Source organism: Kribbella albertanoniae (genome assembly GCF_004348455.1).
Taxonomy (GTDB): domain Bacteria; phylum Actinomycetota; class Actinomycetes; order Propionibacteriales; family Kribbellaceae; genus Kribbella; species Kribbella albertanoniae.
The window spans coordinates 1-12,277 of the sequence record NZ_SMKA01000074.1 but is presented as its reverse complement, the minus strand read 5'-3'; the positions used below and the strand labels follow the sequence as shown (position 1 = coordinate 12,277).

Below are 12,277 nucleotides of genomic sequence, written 5' to 3'. Positions count from 1 at the left end.
CGCATGCCGGTGCCGAAGGAACGTGCGGTCGTCCCGCGCTCGCTGCTGCGTGAGGACGCCTACCGGGCGATCCGCGATGCGATTGTCAAAGGTGAGCTCGCGCCCGGCGAACGCTTGAACGATGCCGACCTCTCGGACTGGCTCGGTGTCAGCCGGACGCCGGTCCGCGAGGCGCTCGCCCGGCTCGAACAGGCCGGCCTCGTGCAGACCAAGCCCGGCCGCTACACGATGGTCAGCCCGCTCGATGCCCGCGCACTTCGCGAGGCCCAGTTGGTCACCGCGGCCATGCACGAGCTGGCAGTCCGGGAAGCCGTTCCGCACTTGACCGAGGCTGACCTTGGCGAGATGCGTGCTGCCAACGACCGCTTCGCTGCCGCTCTGCAGGCCGCAGACGTCGACGCCGCCCTGCAGGGCGACGACGACTTCCACGCTGTTCCGGTTCGTGTCAGTGCCAACCAGGCCATCGCTGCGGTCCTCGATCAGTACACCCCGGCGCTGCGTCGGATCGAGCGGCTCCGCTTCGGATCCCTGAGCGGTCGCGAATCAGTTGCCCACCACAACCTCATCATCGATCTCTGTGCAGCCGGCGATGCGGAGGCTGCGGCCGAAGCAGCGCGAACGAACTGGCTGACGCTCGTACCGCTGATCGCCTCGCTCTAGCGCCAGGACTCAGCTGCAGAGTGCGGTGTCCAGGGATTTGGTCACTCGGCGGGCGTCGTCGATCGTGGTTGGCATGGCGGTGACCGCGAGCGCAGCCTCGCGGCCGTCCGGGGTGACGGCGTTCCGCGTCTCGAAGCCGGGGATGTCACCGCCGTGCCCCCAGGCGAATCCGCCGCAGGACAAGGGGAATTTCGAGATGCCGAGCCCGTACTCGCCGTCGCCGTCGACGTCCATGTCGGGAGCGTGCACGGTCCGCAGCATCTCCCGGAGCTGGGCGGGCTTCAGCAGCTTGCCGTTGATCACCGCGCTGAAGAAGCGGTTCAGGTCGCCAGGTGTGGCGATCATCTGACCGGCAGCCCAGCCCATCGACGGGTCCAGCTCGGTGACGTCGGTCGCCGGACCGTCAGGTGTGGTCTTGTAGTACACCTTCGGGTGCGGGCCGAGGATCCGCTGATCGCCGGCAGCCGGCCAGTAGGTGTCGCGCAGGCCGAGGGGCTCGATGATCCGGCGGGTGATCTCCTCGCCGACCGGACGCCCTGTGACCTTCTGGATGATCAGCCCGGCCAGGATGTAGTTGGTGTTGCTGTACTCCCAGCTCGTGCCGGGCGGGAACAGCGCCTTCTTCCGCAGGCCTTCGTCGACCATCTGCCGGGGCTCCCAGTAGGTGTGCTGGAAGGGCAGGTAGTCGCCGCTGCCGAAGATCTCGTCGTAGTCCGGGATACCGCTGGTGTGCTGCAGGAGTTGGCGGACGGTGATCTTGTGGCCGTCGATACCGTCACCGCGGACCATCCCAGGCAGGTACTTCTCGACCGGTTGATCGAGACCGACCTTGCCTTCGCCGACCAGCTGCAGGACCACGACCGACGTGAAGGTCTTGGTATTACTGCCGATCCGCACCCGACTCGCCCGCGGCACTGGCCCGGCGGTGTAGGTCCGAACCTTGCCGGCCCGATCGCGCACGGTCGCGATCGCGCCCGGGAAACTCGGCCCCTGAACCAGGGCATCCAGACTGTGCTGCACCTCGCTCCGAGGGGCGGCCTCCGAGACCGCGGTGGTGCCGACGACCGCTGTGACAGCAACTGCAGACGCGGCCAGCAGACCGAACCGGCGACGACGTGATGTGAACATCGGGGACTCCTTGCGATGGGCGTTTGTGTGAACACCCCAAACGCTAGAAACTCAACAGCCGCTGGACCATCCGGCCAGCCAGAGTCTTCGGGGTGGGGCTAACCCCACCTCGCAGAAACTGTCGGAGCCGTCTCGTAGGTTCGTTGCCATGACCGACCTTCAGCTGGCCAACCAGAACGGTGCCGAGTTCTGGCGTGTACTCGGACGAGCGCGTGGCTACGAGCTGCTCGAGAGACCGGGTTTCGTTGCGGCGCTCGATCCCGTGCGTAACGGTCTCCGCGTGGTCATCACATCACCCGAGCCACCCGAGGCCGAGCTCACCGAGCTGCTGAAAAGCCAACCCTGGCCGCGAGTCACGATCGAGGACCCGTACGGCGTGGTCTCGCCACCGCTCACGCCGGCTCGGCTGCGGTCATGGTCCGCGCCGCCGCGCCCCTCCCGGAGCCGACCGTCGAGGTGGTCCACGTGCGGACCGAGGAGCAGCTCGCCGAGGTCGACAAGATCGTGGTGGAAGGCTTCCCGCTCCCACATTTCCAGCCGTACGGCGAAGCGGCCGCCGTCCCCGCCGACCTGCTCACCACGCCCGGCTTCGACGCCTACCTGATCGCGGTCGAGGGCCAATGGGCCGCAGCCGCCGCGACCATCACCCAGGACAAGGTGGCCGGCATCTACTTCGTCACGACCCTGCCCGAGTTCCGCGGCCAGGGCCTTGCTCGCCAACTCATGTACGGCGTGCTCAGGCAGCTCGATCCCTTGCCAGTAACCCTGACCGCCGCAGAGCCCGCACAGCACCTCTACAAGTCGTTGGGCTTCACGACGATCGCGGAGTCGACGTGGTGGTCTGGTTAAAGAGTCGCGTCCTGAGCCTTCGGGGTGGCGTCAACCCCGAAGTGCCGGCGCTGGGGGAACCCGCAAGGCCGGTCAGTCGCGTGCCCTCTGTTCGAGCCGATACGACGTTGAGCGCGGGCGTCAGGTGGTTGATGGGTGCTCAAGGTGGGTTGGCTGGGCGGCTCGGTTGGTGGGTTCGGTCGGCCGTCGTTGGTGGGCCGCCGCAACGGCGCCAGCTGATCGACGCCCTCTAACGGATCTTGGGGGTAACTTGCCAGGCTGCGGCGTAGAGCAGGAGTGCGGCGGCGAAGGCGGCGCCGGCGCGCTTGACTGCTCCGGTGAGGACGCCTTCGGCGATCCCGGCCGAGGAGGCGGCCGCAGTCTGATATCCGGCGTAGTCAGCAGGAATGAGTACGGCCGCGGCTAGCAGGGGAGCGGTGATTAGTAGGCCGATGACTGCTCGGCGCAGGGTGGGGGTGAGGCGAGGGGTGGCGTCGGGAGTGCGCAGGGCGACGCGATGCTTCCAGCTGAACCAGGCGATGACGATCAGGCCGAACGCCGTACTCGCGTACTGCAGCCATCGGTTGTCGGTCAGGAAGTCCCAGAGCAAGTGCGTGGCGGCGCCGATCAACGCGGAAGCGATGAACCACAAGATGTTCGGGCGCTCGACTCTCGGGAGGGTCAGGCCGAGTGCGGTGATCGGTGCCCGAAGCAACCAATACGCTCCGACCAGGACGACTGTGTAGAACAGGTCGATCGGTAACCCGCCGACCGAGTGAGTCGTGGTCGCGTTCAGGAACGATCCGTACCAATCGCCCGCCTGGGTAGATCTGATGCCGACCGCGGTCAGGAAGTACGGCGTATCGGGCGCCATCGACCCGGCGATGAGTGCCACCGGGACGAAGGGGTGGCGCAGCAACGGGAGTACTGCGGCCGGGTGGGCCAAGGTGAAGGGCATGTCGACAGACAATAGTCACTTGAACGGACTATAGGGAAATCGAGGCCTGCACCAGGAAGAGTGGGGACGCGGCCGCGATCGCTGCCAGCGCGCGGAGACCTGAGGAGCGCGCGTAAGAGACGACGCCGGTCAATACCAAGGCCAGGAGTGGCCAGGCGCCGTAGTCGGTGCTGATCACAAAACCCCTGGTCAGGACTAGTGCAGAGGGAAACCAGGCCAGCGCAGCTAGAGCCCCGGCGGCCGGCGATCGGCGACGCCGATCCGGCGGGCAGGCAACGATCACAAGAGCAGTCAGTACGGCGGCGAACGCCTGCAGCGGGGAGTCGTACAGCCCGGGGGAGATCGTCCAGTCCACGGCGAAACCGAGTAGGCCCAGCACGGCGCCGAGCCGCGAATGGTTGAGCAGGGCAACGATTCCGCCGGCACACATCAACACGAGGAACAGCACGTTCAGTCCGTGGCGAAGATCGGTCGTCACCAGCTGGCTCCAGGTGGAACCGGGCGAGATCACGACCCCGGCGTACCAGCTCATCAAATGGATACCGCCGTACGCCGCTGTGACGGCCAGCGCGAAGGGCGCCGCGAGCTCGAAGAATCGCCCACCGGTCGAGGCGGAGTCGAGTCCGAGTCGCACTCGTAAGGCGTGCGCGAGCAGGTCCGCGTCCGCGCGCACTCGTGCTGGCCATGACAGGCCGGCGGTCATTTCCCGATGCACGTCAAGGATCTCGCCGGCAGCGTGATAGCGAACCGGGTACAGCCTCATGTGGCCGGCGCAGTCCCACCGGCCAGGCGCCGGCGCATCTCCCGAGCCGTTGCGGCCAGTCGCTCGGCCTCGGTCTCAAGGCGTTCGCGACCGGTCGGGGTGAGGGTGAAGATCCGACGTGTGCGCCCGCCGACGACTTCCTCCCGCTCGACCTCGATCAGGCCGTCGGCCAGCAGTCGGTCCAGAGCGCCGTACAGGGCACCCGTCCGTGGTGCGACGCGGCCGTCGGTGATCGCCTTGACCTCTTGGGCGATCGCGTAGCCGTGCCGGGACTCGTTCGCGAGGGCTGTCAGTAACAGCAACGCCAGTTCCTGCATCCCGCGGTCGGTCATGCGGTCAGGATACTCCGTCCAACGGACGGTCCGAGACCTTCACAGGATCCCTATCTTCTGCTGATCATCACCTCACCGCCGTGTCGCTAGCGTCACGGCCTTCTGACATTCAGTGATCGGAGAGGGAGCAGATGAGTAGACGACCACGGTTGGCGCGAGTCGTGGCACTGACGGCCGGTGTGGTGATGGCGACCGGCACCTTGGCGGTGGCACCGGCCAGCGGCGCAACAGACCAGGCGCTCGCCGGGTACTACAACCAGAAGGTGGAGTGGGCGGCCTGTGTGGCCGGTACGGCGCCACCGGGCTACCCGCAGGAGGAGTGGGAGAAGGAATTCGTCGGGCTGGACTGCGCGACGATCGTCGTGCCGATGAACTACCGGAAGCCCTCGGACGGCAACCTGTCGGTCGCGATCAGTCGGCGGAAGGCAGCCGATCCGGCGAAGCGGCAAGGGGTGCTGCTGCTGAACCCCGGTGGTCCGGGCGGCCCAGGCCTGACGATGCCGACCTGGATGCAGGAGCAGAAGATCGCGGGTCCGTTCGACCTGATCGGCTTCGACCCGCGCGGCACCGGCCGGTCGACGGCGTTGGAGTGTGAGCTCCCGCCGACCGAGCCGCTCTTCGAGACCAGGCCGACCGACAAGCAGTTCGCGCAGATCGCAGCCGACGCGGAGGCCCAGGAGAAGGGCTGTGCGGCCGGTGGTGGCGGGATCCGCAAGTACATCAGCACGGCGAACACTGCCCGCGACATGGATGTCATCCGGGGCGTGCTGGGCGAGAAGAAGATCAACTTCCTCGGCTACTCCTACGGCACCTACCTCGGCGCGGTCTACGGCTCGCTGTTCCCGAGCAAGCTGAACCGCTCGGTGCTCGACGCCTCGATGCACCCGGACTGGCTGTACTACGAGCAGGCCAAGCAGGTCTCGGTCGCGGCCAGGGAGAACTTCGACGCGCTCGCATCATGGATGGCGGAGCGCGACAGCGTCTACCACCTCGGCAAGACGCTCGCCGAGGTGACGGCGAACCTGACCGCGACCCGGGCGAAACTCGCGGTGCGTCCGGTGCCCTGGCCGATCCCTGGGGCAGGAACTGATGTCGACGGAGTCTTCTTCGACATCATCCTCGGCGGGTCGGGCTACCGGCCGATCTGGGACCTGGCGGCAGAGCTGATCGGGCTGCTCCACCAGGCGGCGAATGCGCCGGAGGGCAAGCGGGCGTTGAGCGAGGACGCGAGCAAGGCGCTGAAGGTTCTGTACGGCGAGATCAAGGAGACCTACAACGGGGTCTTCCCGGCGGTGAGCTGTGAGGCGGTGTGGTCGAAGGATCCGAAGGGCTACGAGGAGCAGATGCGGTTGTTCCGCGAGAAGTACCCGTACGGTCCGGGCGCGATGCAGGCGGGGCCGACCAACTGCACCTACGCGAAGTGGAAGCCGCAGGAGAAGCTGGTCGACCTGAAGCGCAAGGGCTACCCGGTCGGTTTGGTGATCGGCGCCGAGTACGACCCGTCGACGCAGTACGACGGGTCGCCCGCGATGGCGGTCGCGCTGAACAACCAGCTGATCTCGGTCAAGGATGAGGGTAGCCACGGTCAGTACGGCGGCAACGCCTGCGCCACCCAGAAGATCGACGACTATCTGATCAACGGCATCCTGCCGGGCTCGCGCGTGGTCTGCGACGGCGCCCCACGTCCCGACGTACCGGCTGACGGTACGGCGGGCGCGTCCGCGGCGAAGCGGCCGACCGGCTCACTCGCCGACCGGGCCACCGAATTGGTTGCCCAGGGCAAGTCCGCCTGGCGGCACTGACGAACTGACGGTCACATAGGGCGCGAGCTCATTTAGGAAGTCGGCCGGGTCGAACATCGCCCCGGCCGACGCCACGCCTGTCGCACGGCCTTCGCCTGCGAGCAGACGTCGTACGGCGCCTACTGCGAGCGGCGCGGTGATCGCGTAGATGTCCTGGCCGTGGGCGGTCGTGCGCAGGTCGCCCTCGGGGGTTCGGATCAGGACGTCGACGACGAAGGTCTGGTCGGAGCGGCCGTGGTCGTCGACCGCCTTCGGTGCGGGGGTGTCGGGCTGGGCCAGATCGCCGGCGGCCTCGAGGGTCATGGCGGTGCGGATGCTCGGTACGTCGAGGTGGCTGGGGATCGTGACGACGTCGGCCATGGTGAATTCCTTGATCACGCGGCGGGTGCCCAGCGGTTCGGGGAACGGCCAGTCCTCCTGGCTCGGCTGGTCGTCGTGGTACCGCAGCTCGCCATCGGCGAAGCGCACTCGTCGTCCGTTCCGCCGGTCGTGGGAGATCTTGCCGGCGGTTCGGGTACCCGGTGTCGGGTGCCAGCTGCTGAGGCCGTACGCGACGATCACCTCGTCGGCGCTGGTCCGGTTGCCGAGTGCGGCGGTGACGAGGAGGTCGCTGAGGCCGCCGTAGAAGGCCATCGCGGGCACGATCGGGGTCGTCGCATCCCGGTGGGCGGCGAAGGTGTCGACGTTCGCCTCGATCTCCGCGGCCACGTCGACGTACGGGATGCCGGCGCGGACCGCGGCGGCTGAGACTGCCGCGCCGGTCAGCGCGAACGGACCCGCGGCGTTGATGACCGCGGCCGCTCCGATCAGGGCGGCATCCAGCGCGTGGCTGTCGTCCACGGTGGCTGGGCGGGCCTCGAAATCGGGCCACTGCGTCTTCAGCGCCTCGGCATCGCGGCCGGACACGATCGGCGTGAAACCTTGGCGGACCAGCTCCGCCACCACGAAACGACCGGTGTGCCCAGTTGCGCCGTACACGGCGATTCTCTGCGTCATGGGTTGAGTCTGGCCGCCGGGCCGGGTTTCCGGGAGCGTCCGGAACGCCACCATGCGTACACTTTCGGACATGCATACCGTTGCGGTCGCCGCGGCCGGGCAGCTCCTGCATTTCGAGCTCGGCGTCGCCTACGAGGTCTTCGGCAATCCGCCGGTCGACGTACCTGACTGGTACGACGTTCAGTTGTGCGGACCGGGGCCGATCCGGGTCGGGCCGTTCCTGGTCGATCCGGATCATGGGCTGGATGCGTTGGCCGCTGCGGACACGGTGATCGTGCCGGCCTGCGTGGACGTCGACGTACCGCCGCCGGTGGAGTTGGTCGAGGCGGTGCGGTCGGCGTACGACGCGGGTGCGCGGGTGGCGTCGTTGTGCACGGGCGCGTTCGTGCTGGGCGCGGCCGGGCTGCTGGACGGGCAGCAGGCGACTACGCACTGGGCGCACACCGAGCAGTTGAGTCGAGCGTTCCCAGCAGCCAAGGTCGATCCGGACGTGCTCTACACCGACAACGGTCGCGTGCTCACCGCCGCTGGGAAGGCCGCTGCAGTCGACCTGTGCCTGCACCTGGTGTACCTGGATCGTGGTGCAGCCGTCGCGAACGCGGTCGCCCGGCGCCTCGTCGTACCGCCGCATCGCGCTGGTGGGCAAGCACAGTTCGTCTCCAAACCTATCCAGCCGGCGGACGAGCACGCCCTGTCCCGCCTGCTCAACTGGGCCGAAGAACGCCTCGACCAGCCCCTGACCGTCACCGACCTCGCCCGTGAAGCCAACACCAGCCCCCGCCACCTGGGCCGCCTCTTCCGCGCCACCACTGGCGAAACCCCACTCCAATGGCTGCTCACCCGCCGCGTCCGCCGAGCCCAAGAGTTGCTAGAGGCAACCAACGACACCATCGACGCGATCGCAACCGCCACCGGCATGGGCACCCCCACCACCCTCCGCCGCCACTTCAAACAAACCGTCGGTGTCTCCCCGAATAGTTACCGCCAAACCTTCCGGTCAACGAGCCTCGGGTAGTTCTACTTGGACTCGGTGGCTGCGAGCGCGACCAGCTCGTCCGAGGCTTCTTGCCAGGCGGGGCTGCTGGGGTTGAACTGCGTGTGCAGGTAGGCGGCGGTCAGGCGGGCGATCGCGGCGACTCGCTGCGGATCCTCGTCGGTGGTCTCGGCGGCGTCGTACCCCTGGATGCCGCCAAGGAGGTGCTCGGCGCCGAAGACGGTGAGGAGGGTCTTCGGGGACGGTGCCAGGTGGTACGGGTCGGCGTGCCAGTCGGGGCCCATGTCGGTGAAGTGCTGCGAGTCGTCCTTGTCGCCGATGACCACCAGCGCCGGTGTCGTCATCGTGCTGAAGTCGATCGTGCGGGCGAAGTCGATGGCGTCGGCCATCGGGCCGTTCAGGACGTCGCCGCGGCCCGGGGCGGCCAGGACGATGCCCTGCTTGATCCGCGGCTCGCGCAGGTCCGCGATCTCGCCGGTGTCGGGGTCGGTGATACGGGCCCCGAGCAACTGAGTGGTGGTGAAGCCGCCGAGTGAGTGGCCGGCGACGGCGACCTGCTCGCGGTTCACTCGGCCGGCAAGTGTCGGTACGGCGTCCTCGATGAGGTCGAACTGGTCGAGGATCTGGGACATGTCCTCGGCGCGCGATCGCCAGAAGTACGGCGCTCCTGAGGCGGCACCGACCACGCCGGTCAGTGTCCGCGAGCTGAGGTGGGTGGGTTGGACCACGACGAAGCCACGCGCGGCCCAGTCGTTGGCGAGCGGGGCATAACCGTTCAGCGAGGACAGGTTGTTCGCGAAGCCGTGGCCGTGTGACAGCAGGATGACCGGCAGGTCGGTGCCGGTCGCCGGCGCCGAGACGCGGACCTGCAGGTCGACGGGCCGGCCGGGGACGGACAGGATCACCGGGCTATAGGAGATGACGCTCATGAGTTCTTCCTTCGGTGCACTAGAGTGAGAACCGGGACGTTGTTCCACTTACGATACGGAACGTTGTTCCGGTTATCAAGTGGGACGTCGTTCCGTTTGGCGCACAAGGAGGGAGTTCGGGTGACCGGTCGGAGCAAGCGGTCCGATGCGCTGCGGAATGAGCAGAAGCTGCTCGCCGCGGCGGCCGAGGTGTTCCTGGTCTCCGGTGTCGACGCGCCGATCCGGGATATCGCGGCCCAGGCCGGCGTCGGTACCGGGACGATCTACCGGAACTTCCCGACCCGCGCCGACCTGGTCGTCGCCGTCTATCGGCATCAGGTCGAGGCCTGCGCTGAGGCCGGCCCGCAACTGCTGGCCGAGCTCGACTCGCCGTTCACGGCGCTGCGGCATTGGGTCGACCTGTTCGTGGACTTCCTGGTCACGAAGCACGGCCTCGCGCATGCCTTGCAATCCGACAGCAGCGGCTTCGAAGCCCTGCATGTCTACTTCCTCGACCGCCTGCTGCCGGTCTGCACCGAGCTACTCGAGACCGCCGCCGAAGCTGGTGAGATCGTCACCGACATCAAGGCCTACGAGCTGATGCGCGGCATCGGGAATCTCTGCATCGGCCGCGAAGGCGATGCGACCTACTACGACCCCCGCCGTCTGGTCAATCTGTTGCTGGACGGCCTGCAGGCCCACTGAGGAGATACTCCCCAGCCAGCTGAACTGTCTCTGCCCGAGTCCGGCCCGGGTGATCGAATGCGATGAAGTGCCGGCCGATGGCCAGCGTGAACGCGAGGATGCTGCGCGCCTCGACCTCGTCCGGGTCGGTGATGAACGCGCCGAACATCGTGCGCAGGAAGTCCATCCGCTCGGTGTCGATCCCGGCGCAGCCGCTCCGCCACCGCCTCGACCGCTCGGAGTTGCTCGCACCATAGGTGGTTGCAAAGGAATCTTTGCAAAGCTATCTTTGCATCATGCAGGAAGTCACCGGTAGAGCACCGGCTTTGGGTACGGCGGCGTTGCGGGCGCTCGCGCATCCGCTGCGCGTGCGGATTCTCGACGAGCTGTCGATGTACGGACCGCTGACGGCAAGCGGACTGGGGGAGCGGCTCGGTGAGTCGAGCGGGTCCACCAGCTACCACCTTCGCCAACTGGAGAAGCACGGGCTGGTCGCCGAGGACGTCGGGCGTGGCACTGGGCGGGAGCGCTGGTGGATGCGGCCGCCGGGATCGATCACGCTGCCGGACGCGCATCAGCAGCCGGAGGGGAGTGCCGAGCGGCTCGCAACCGAGCTGATCGATCAGGAGTGGATGCGCCGCCGTGACGACGCCGTCCGTGAGTTCCGCGAGCATGCTTTCAGTGCTGAGTGGCTCGACGTTGCATCGTTCGACACCGTCAACCTGCGGCTCACCGTCGACGAACTCCGGCAGCTCGTCGACGACATCGACAGTGTCATCGCTCGCCGCCTCCAAGCTCAACCGTCTGCAGGTGCCCGGCCGGTGCAGTTGCAGCTCAACGCGTTCCCGCTGGCTCGCGGCGGAACCGACAAGGAGTAACCCCATGGACCCCTTCACGATCGCCGTACCCGAGGGCGAGCTCGACGATCTCCGGTCGCGACTGCGGCGGACGCGATTCGCCGTACCGACTGCGAAGGACTGGGAGGCTGGCGTCGATCCGGAATACCTGCGCTCGCTGGTCTCCTACTGGGCCGACGAGTTCGACTGGCGGGCTGCCGAGGCGCGGTTGAACGAATACCCGCAGTATGTTGCCGACGGCACCCACTTCGTGCACATTCGGCGCGATCCGACGCGGCCGCCGGTGCTGCTCACGCATGGCTGGCCGAGCACGTTCGCGGAGCTGTTGCCGCTGGCCGACCTGCTCGAGGTCGACGTGGTAATCCCTTCGCTGCCTGGGTTTCTGTGGTCGACGCCGACCGAAGGGCCGACCACGAAGGTCGCGATCGCCGAGCGGTACCACCGGCTGATGACCGAGACGCTTGGGTACGACCGGTACTTCGCCTTCGGGGGTGATATCGGCGGCTCGGTATGCGGTTGGCTCGCGACGATGTACCCGGATCAGGTCGCCGGGATTCACGTTATCCACGGGCCGTTCCCGTCGGACTTCGCTGAGCCGATCACGGCCGCCGAGCAGGTGTGGCTCGACTCGGATGACGATCGCGGCGAGGAGGACGGCGGTTACGGCGCCATCGTCGGCACCCGGCCCGACACGGTTGCCGCGGCGCTGTTGGACTCGCCCTCCGGGCTGGCCGCGTTCATCATCGACAAGCTGCGCGCCTGGAGCGACTGCCACGGCGACCTCGAGTCGCGTTTCAGCCGCGACGACATCTGCACGATCGTCACGCTCTACTGGGTGACAGCCTCGATCGGTACGTCGTTCCGTCCGTACTACGACGGTTCGCACAACGGGGCCCGCCCGACGATCGCCGTACCGGTCGCGGTCACCCAGAGCCAGGAATGGAACATGCCACTGTTCCCGCGCTCGATCGCCGACCGTGCGGCCAGCGACATCCGGCGCTACCTGGCACCGGACGGCGGCGGCCACTTCATGGCCTTCGAGGAGCCCAAGCTCGTGGCCGCCGAGCTCACCGCCTTCATGCACGACATCACCTGAGCCGCGCGGCGGCTCGTGGTTGGCAGGCCGGTTCCTGGTGGCGGATGTAGTTCATGGTCGGGGTGGTCGATCATCGGAAGATCACTGCCACAGAGCGGCAGTGATCTTCCGTGGATCGTCGCCCGCGATGCTCCACAAAGGTGCTGGGCGTCGGTAAGGACACGTAGTGGTCGGTGGATCGCGGCGGTTTGGGGTCGGGTGAGGCGTGGGCGGGGGTATACGTAGGTGACTACTACATGTTCTTACCGACGCGGGACGTACAGTCGGGGCG

The 12,277-nt window shown here is 67.4% G+C and carries 14 protein-coding genes; 7 read left to right on the top strand and 7 right to left on the bottom strand.

What is annotated here, in order from left to right:
• The first annotated feature begins 3 nt into the window (after window positions 1-3).
• Window positions 4-660 carry a GntR family transcriptional regulator gene (locus tag E1261_RS18070; RefSeq protein WP_132408043.1) on the top strand — a complete coding sequence of 219 codons (657 nt, stop codon included), beginning with the start codon at window positions 4-6 and terminating at the stop codon, window positions 658-660.
• Between the two features lie 9 nt (window positions 661-669).
• On the opposite strand, the gene E1261_RS18065 is transcribed toward E1261_RS18070, so the two are convergent.
• Entirely contained in the window at window positions 670-1,788 is a 1,119-nt protein-coding gene (locus E1261_RS18065) for a serine hydrolase domain-containing protein (protein ID WP_132408042.1), read from the bottom strand.
• A gap of 414 nt (window positions 1,789-2,202) precedes the next feature.
• Here E1261_RS18065 and E1261_RS18060 point away from each other — a divergent pair, with 414 nt between their 5' ends.
• Entirely contained in the window at window positions 2,203-2,637 is a 435-nt protein-coding gene (locus E1261_RS18060) for a GNAT family N-acetyltransferase (protein ID WP_132408041.1), read from the top strand.
• Window positions 2,638-2,866: 229 nt separating this feature from the next.
• On the opposite strand, the gene E1261_RS18055 is transcribed toward E1261_RS18060, so the two are convergent.
• From E1261_RS18055 to E1261_RS18045, 3 genes are read right to left on the bottom strand one after another with little or no spacing between them, the layout of a single operon-like run.
• Entirely contained in the window at window positions 2,867-3,574 is a 708-nt protein-coding gene (locus E1261_RS18055; protein WP_132408040.1) for a DUF4184 family protein, read from the bottom strand.
• Window positions 3,575-3,602: 28 nt separating this feature from the next.
• The gene (locus E1261_RS18050; RefSeq protein ID WP_132408039.1) at window positions 3,603-4,337 is read right to left on the bottom strand and encodes a hypothetical protein; all 735 of its coding nucleotides are present in this window, start codon (window positions 4,335-4,337) and stop codon (window positions 3,603-3,605) included.
• Window positions 4,334-4,669: a PadR family transcriptional regulator gene (locus tag E1261_RS18045; protein ID WP_132408038.1), complete on the bottom strand. Its 336-nt coding sequence runs from the start codon at window positions 4,667-4,669 to the stop codon at window positions 4,334-4,336. The genes E1261_RS18050 and E1261_RS18045 overlap by 4 nt, the downstream gene beginning before the upstream one ends.
• Window positions 4,670-4,800: 131 nt before the next feature.
• Between E1261_RS18045 and E1261_RS18040 the strand changes: the two genes are divergently transcribed.
• Window positions 4,801-6,471, top strand: coding sequence for an alpha/beta fold hydrolase (locus tag E1261_RS18040; RefSeq protein WP_202874803.1), 1,671 nt, complete (start codon window positions 4,801-4,803; stop codon window positions 6,469-6,471).
• On the opposite strand, the gene E1261_RS18035 is transcribed toward E1261_RS18040, so the two are convergent.
• Window positions 6,412-7,467, bottom strand: coding sequence for a saccharopine dehydrogenase NADP-binding domain-containing protein (locus tag E1261_RS18035; RefSeq protein WP_132408037.1), 1,056 nt, complete (start codon window positions 7,465-7,467; stop codon window positions 6,412-6,414). The two genes, E1261_RS18040 and E1261_RS18035, sit on opposite strands and share 60 nt — an antisense overlap.
• Window positions 7,468-7,537: 70 nt before the next feature.
• Here E1261_RS18035 and E1261_RS18030 point away from each other — a divergent pair, with 70 nt between their 5' ends.
• Entirely contained in the window at window positions 7,538-8,482 is a 945-nt protein-coding gene (locus tag E1261_RS18030; protein ID WP_202874802.1) for a helix-turn-helix domain-containing protein, read from the top strand.
• Between the two features lie 2 nt (window positions 8,483-8,484).
• On the opposite strand, the gene E1261_RS18025 is transcribed toward E1261_RS18030, so the two are convergent.
• Window positions 8,485-9,390: an alpha/beta hydrolase family protein gene (locus tag E1261_RS18025; RefSeq protein WP_132408035.1), complete on the bottom strand. Its 906-nt coding sequence runs from the start codon at window positions 9,388-9,390 to the stop codon at window positions 8,485-8,487.
• 120 nt (window positions 9,391-9,510) lie between these two features.
• Between E1261_RS18025 and E1261_RS18020 the strand changes: the two genes are divergently transcribed.
• On the top strand, window positions 9,511-10,074 hold the full coding sequence (locus E1261_RS18020; protein WP_238176287.1) for a TetR/AcrR family transcriptional regulator: 564 nt from the start codon (window positions 9,511-9,513) through the stop codon (window positions 10,072-10,074).
• Here the strand turns inward: E1261_RS18020 and E1261_RS18015 are convergent.
• Window positions 10,040-10,240, bottom strand: coding sequence for a hypothetical protein (locus E1261_RS18015; protein WP_202874801.1), 201 nt, complete (start codon window positions 10,238-10,240; stop codon window positions 10,040-10,042). The two genes, E1261_RS18020 and E1261_RS18015, sit on opposite strands and share 35 nt — an antisense overlap.
• 109 nt (window positions 10,241-10,349) lie before the next feature.
• Between E1261_RS18015 and E1261_RS18010 the strand changes: the two genes are divergently transcribed.
• Together E1261_RS18010 and E1261_RS18005 are read left to right on the top strand one after the other, a co-directional pair.
• Window positions 10,350-10,931 (top strand): ArsR/SmtB family transcription factor, encoded by a 582-nt coding sequence (locus E1261_RS18010; protein ID WP_132408033.1) that lies wholly within the window; start codon window positions 10,350-10,352, stop codon window positions 10,929-10,931.
• 4 nt (window positions 10,932-10,935) lie between these two features.
• Window positions 10,936-12,006: an epoxide hydrolase family protein gene (locus E1261_RS18005; protein ID WP_132408032.1), complete on the top strand. Its 1,071-nt coding sequence runs from the start codon at window positions 10,936-10,938 to the stop codon at window positions 12,004-12,006.
• Window positions 12,007-12,277: the final 271 nt, after the last annotated feature.

What these genes read in the sequence shown, in the direction of transcription:
- E1261_RS18025 (WP_132408035.1), bottom strand. Translation starts at nt 9,390, where the DNA reads ATGAGCGTCATCTCCTATAGCCCGGTGATCCTGTCCGTCCCCGGCCGG.
- E1261_RS18035 (WP_132408037.1), bottom strand. Translation starts at nt 7,467, where the DNA reads ATGACGCAGAGAATCGCCGTGTACGGCGCAACTGGGCACACCGGTCGT.
- E1261_RS18070 (WP_132408043.1), top strand. Translation starts at nt 4, where the DNA reads ATGCCGGTGCCGAAGGAACGTGCGGTCGTCCCGCGCTCGCTGCTGCGT.
- E1261_RS18030 (WP_202874802.1), top strand. Translation starts at nt 7,538, where the DNA reads ATGCATACCGTTGCGGTCGCCGCGGCCGGGCAGCTCCTGCATTTCGAG.
- E1261_RS18005 (WP_132408032.1), top strand. Translation starts at nt 10,936, where the DNA reads ATGGACCCCTTCACGATCGCCGTACCCGAGGGCGAGCTCGACGATCTC.
- E1261_RS18040 (WP_202874803.1), top strand. Translation starts at nt 4,801, where the DNA reads ATGAGTAGACGACCACGGTTGGCGCGAGTCGTGGCACTGACGGCCGGT.
- E1261_RS18065 (WP_132408042.1), bottom strand. Translation starts at nt 1,788, where the DNA reads ATGTTCACATCACGTCGTCGCCGGTTCGGTCTGCTGGCCGCGTCTGCA.
- E1261_RS18045 (WP_132408038.1), bottom strand. Translation starts at nt 4,669, where the DNA reads ATGACCGACCGCGGGATGCAGGAACTGGCGTTGCTGTTACTGACAGCC.
- E1261_RS18055 (WP_132408040.1), bottom strand. Translation starts at nt 3,574, where the DNA reads ATGCCCTTCACCTTGGCCCACCCGGCCGCAGTACTCCCGTTGCTGCGC.
- E1261_RS18015 (WP_202874801.1), bottom strand. Translation starts at nt 10,240, where the DNA reads ATGGACTTCCTGCGCACGATGTTCGGCGCGTTCATCACCGACCCGGAC.
- E1261_RS18060 (WP_132408041.1), top strand. Translation starts at nt 2,203, where the DNA reads ATGGTCCGCGCCGCCGCGCCCCTCCCGGAGCCGACCGTCGAGGTGGTC.
- E1261_RS18010 (WP_132408033.1), top strand. Translation starts at nt 10,350, where the DNA reads ATGCAGGAAGTCACCGGTAGAGCACCGGCTTTGGGTACGGCGGCGTTG.
- E1261_RS18050 (WP_132408039.1), bottom strand. Translation starts at nt 4,337, where the DNA reads ATGAGGCTGTACCCGGTTCGCTATCACGCTGCCGGCGAGATCCTTGAC.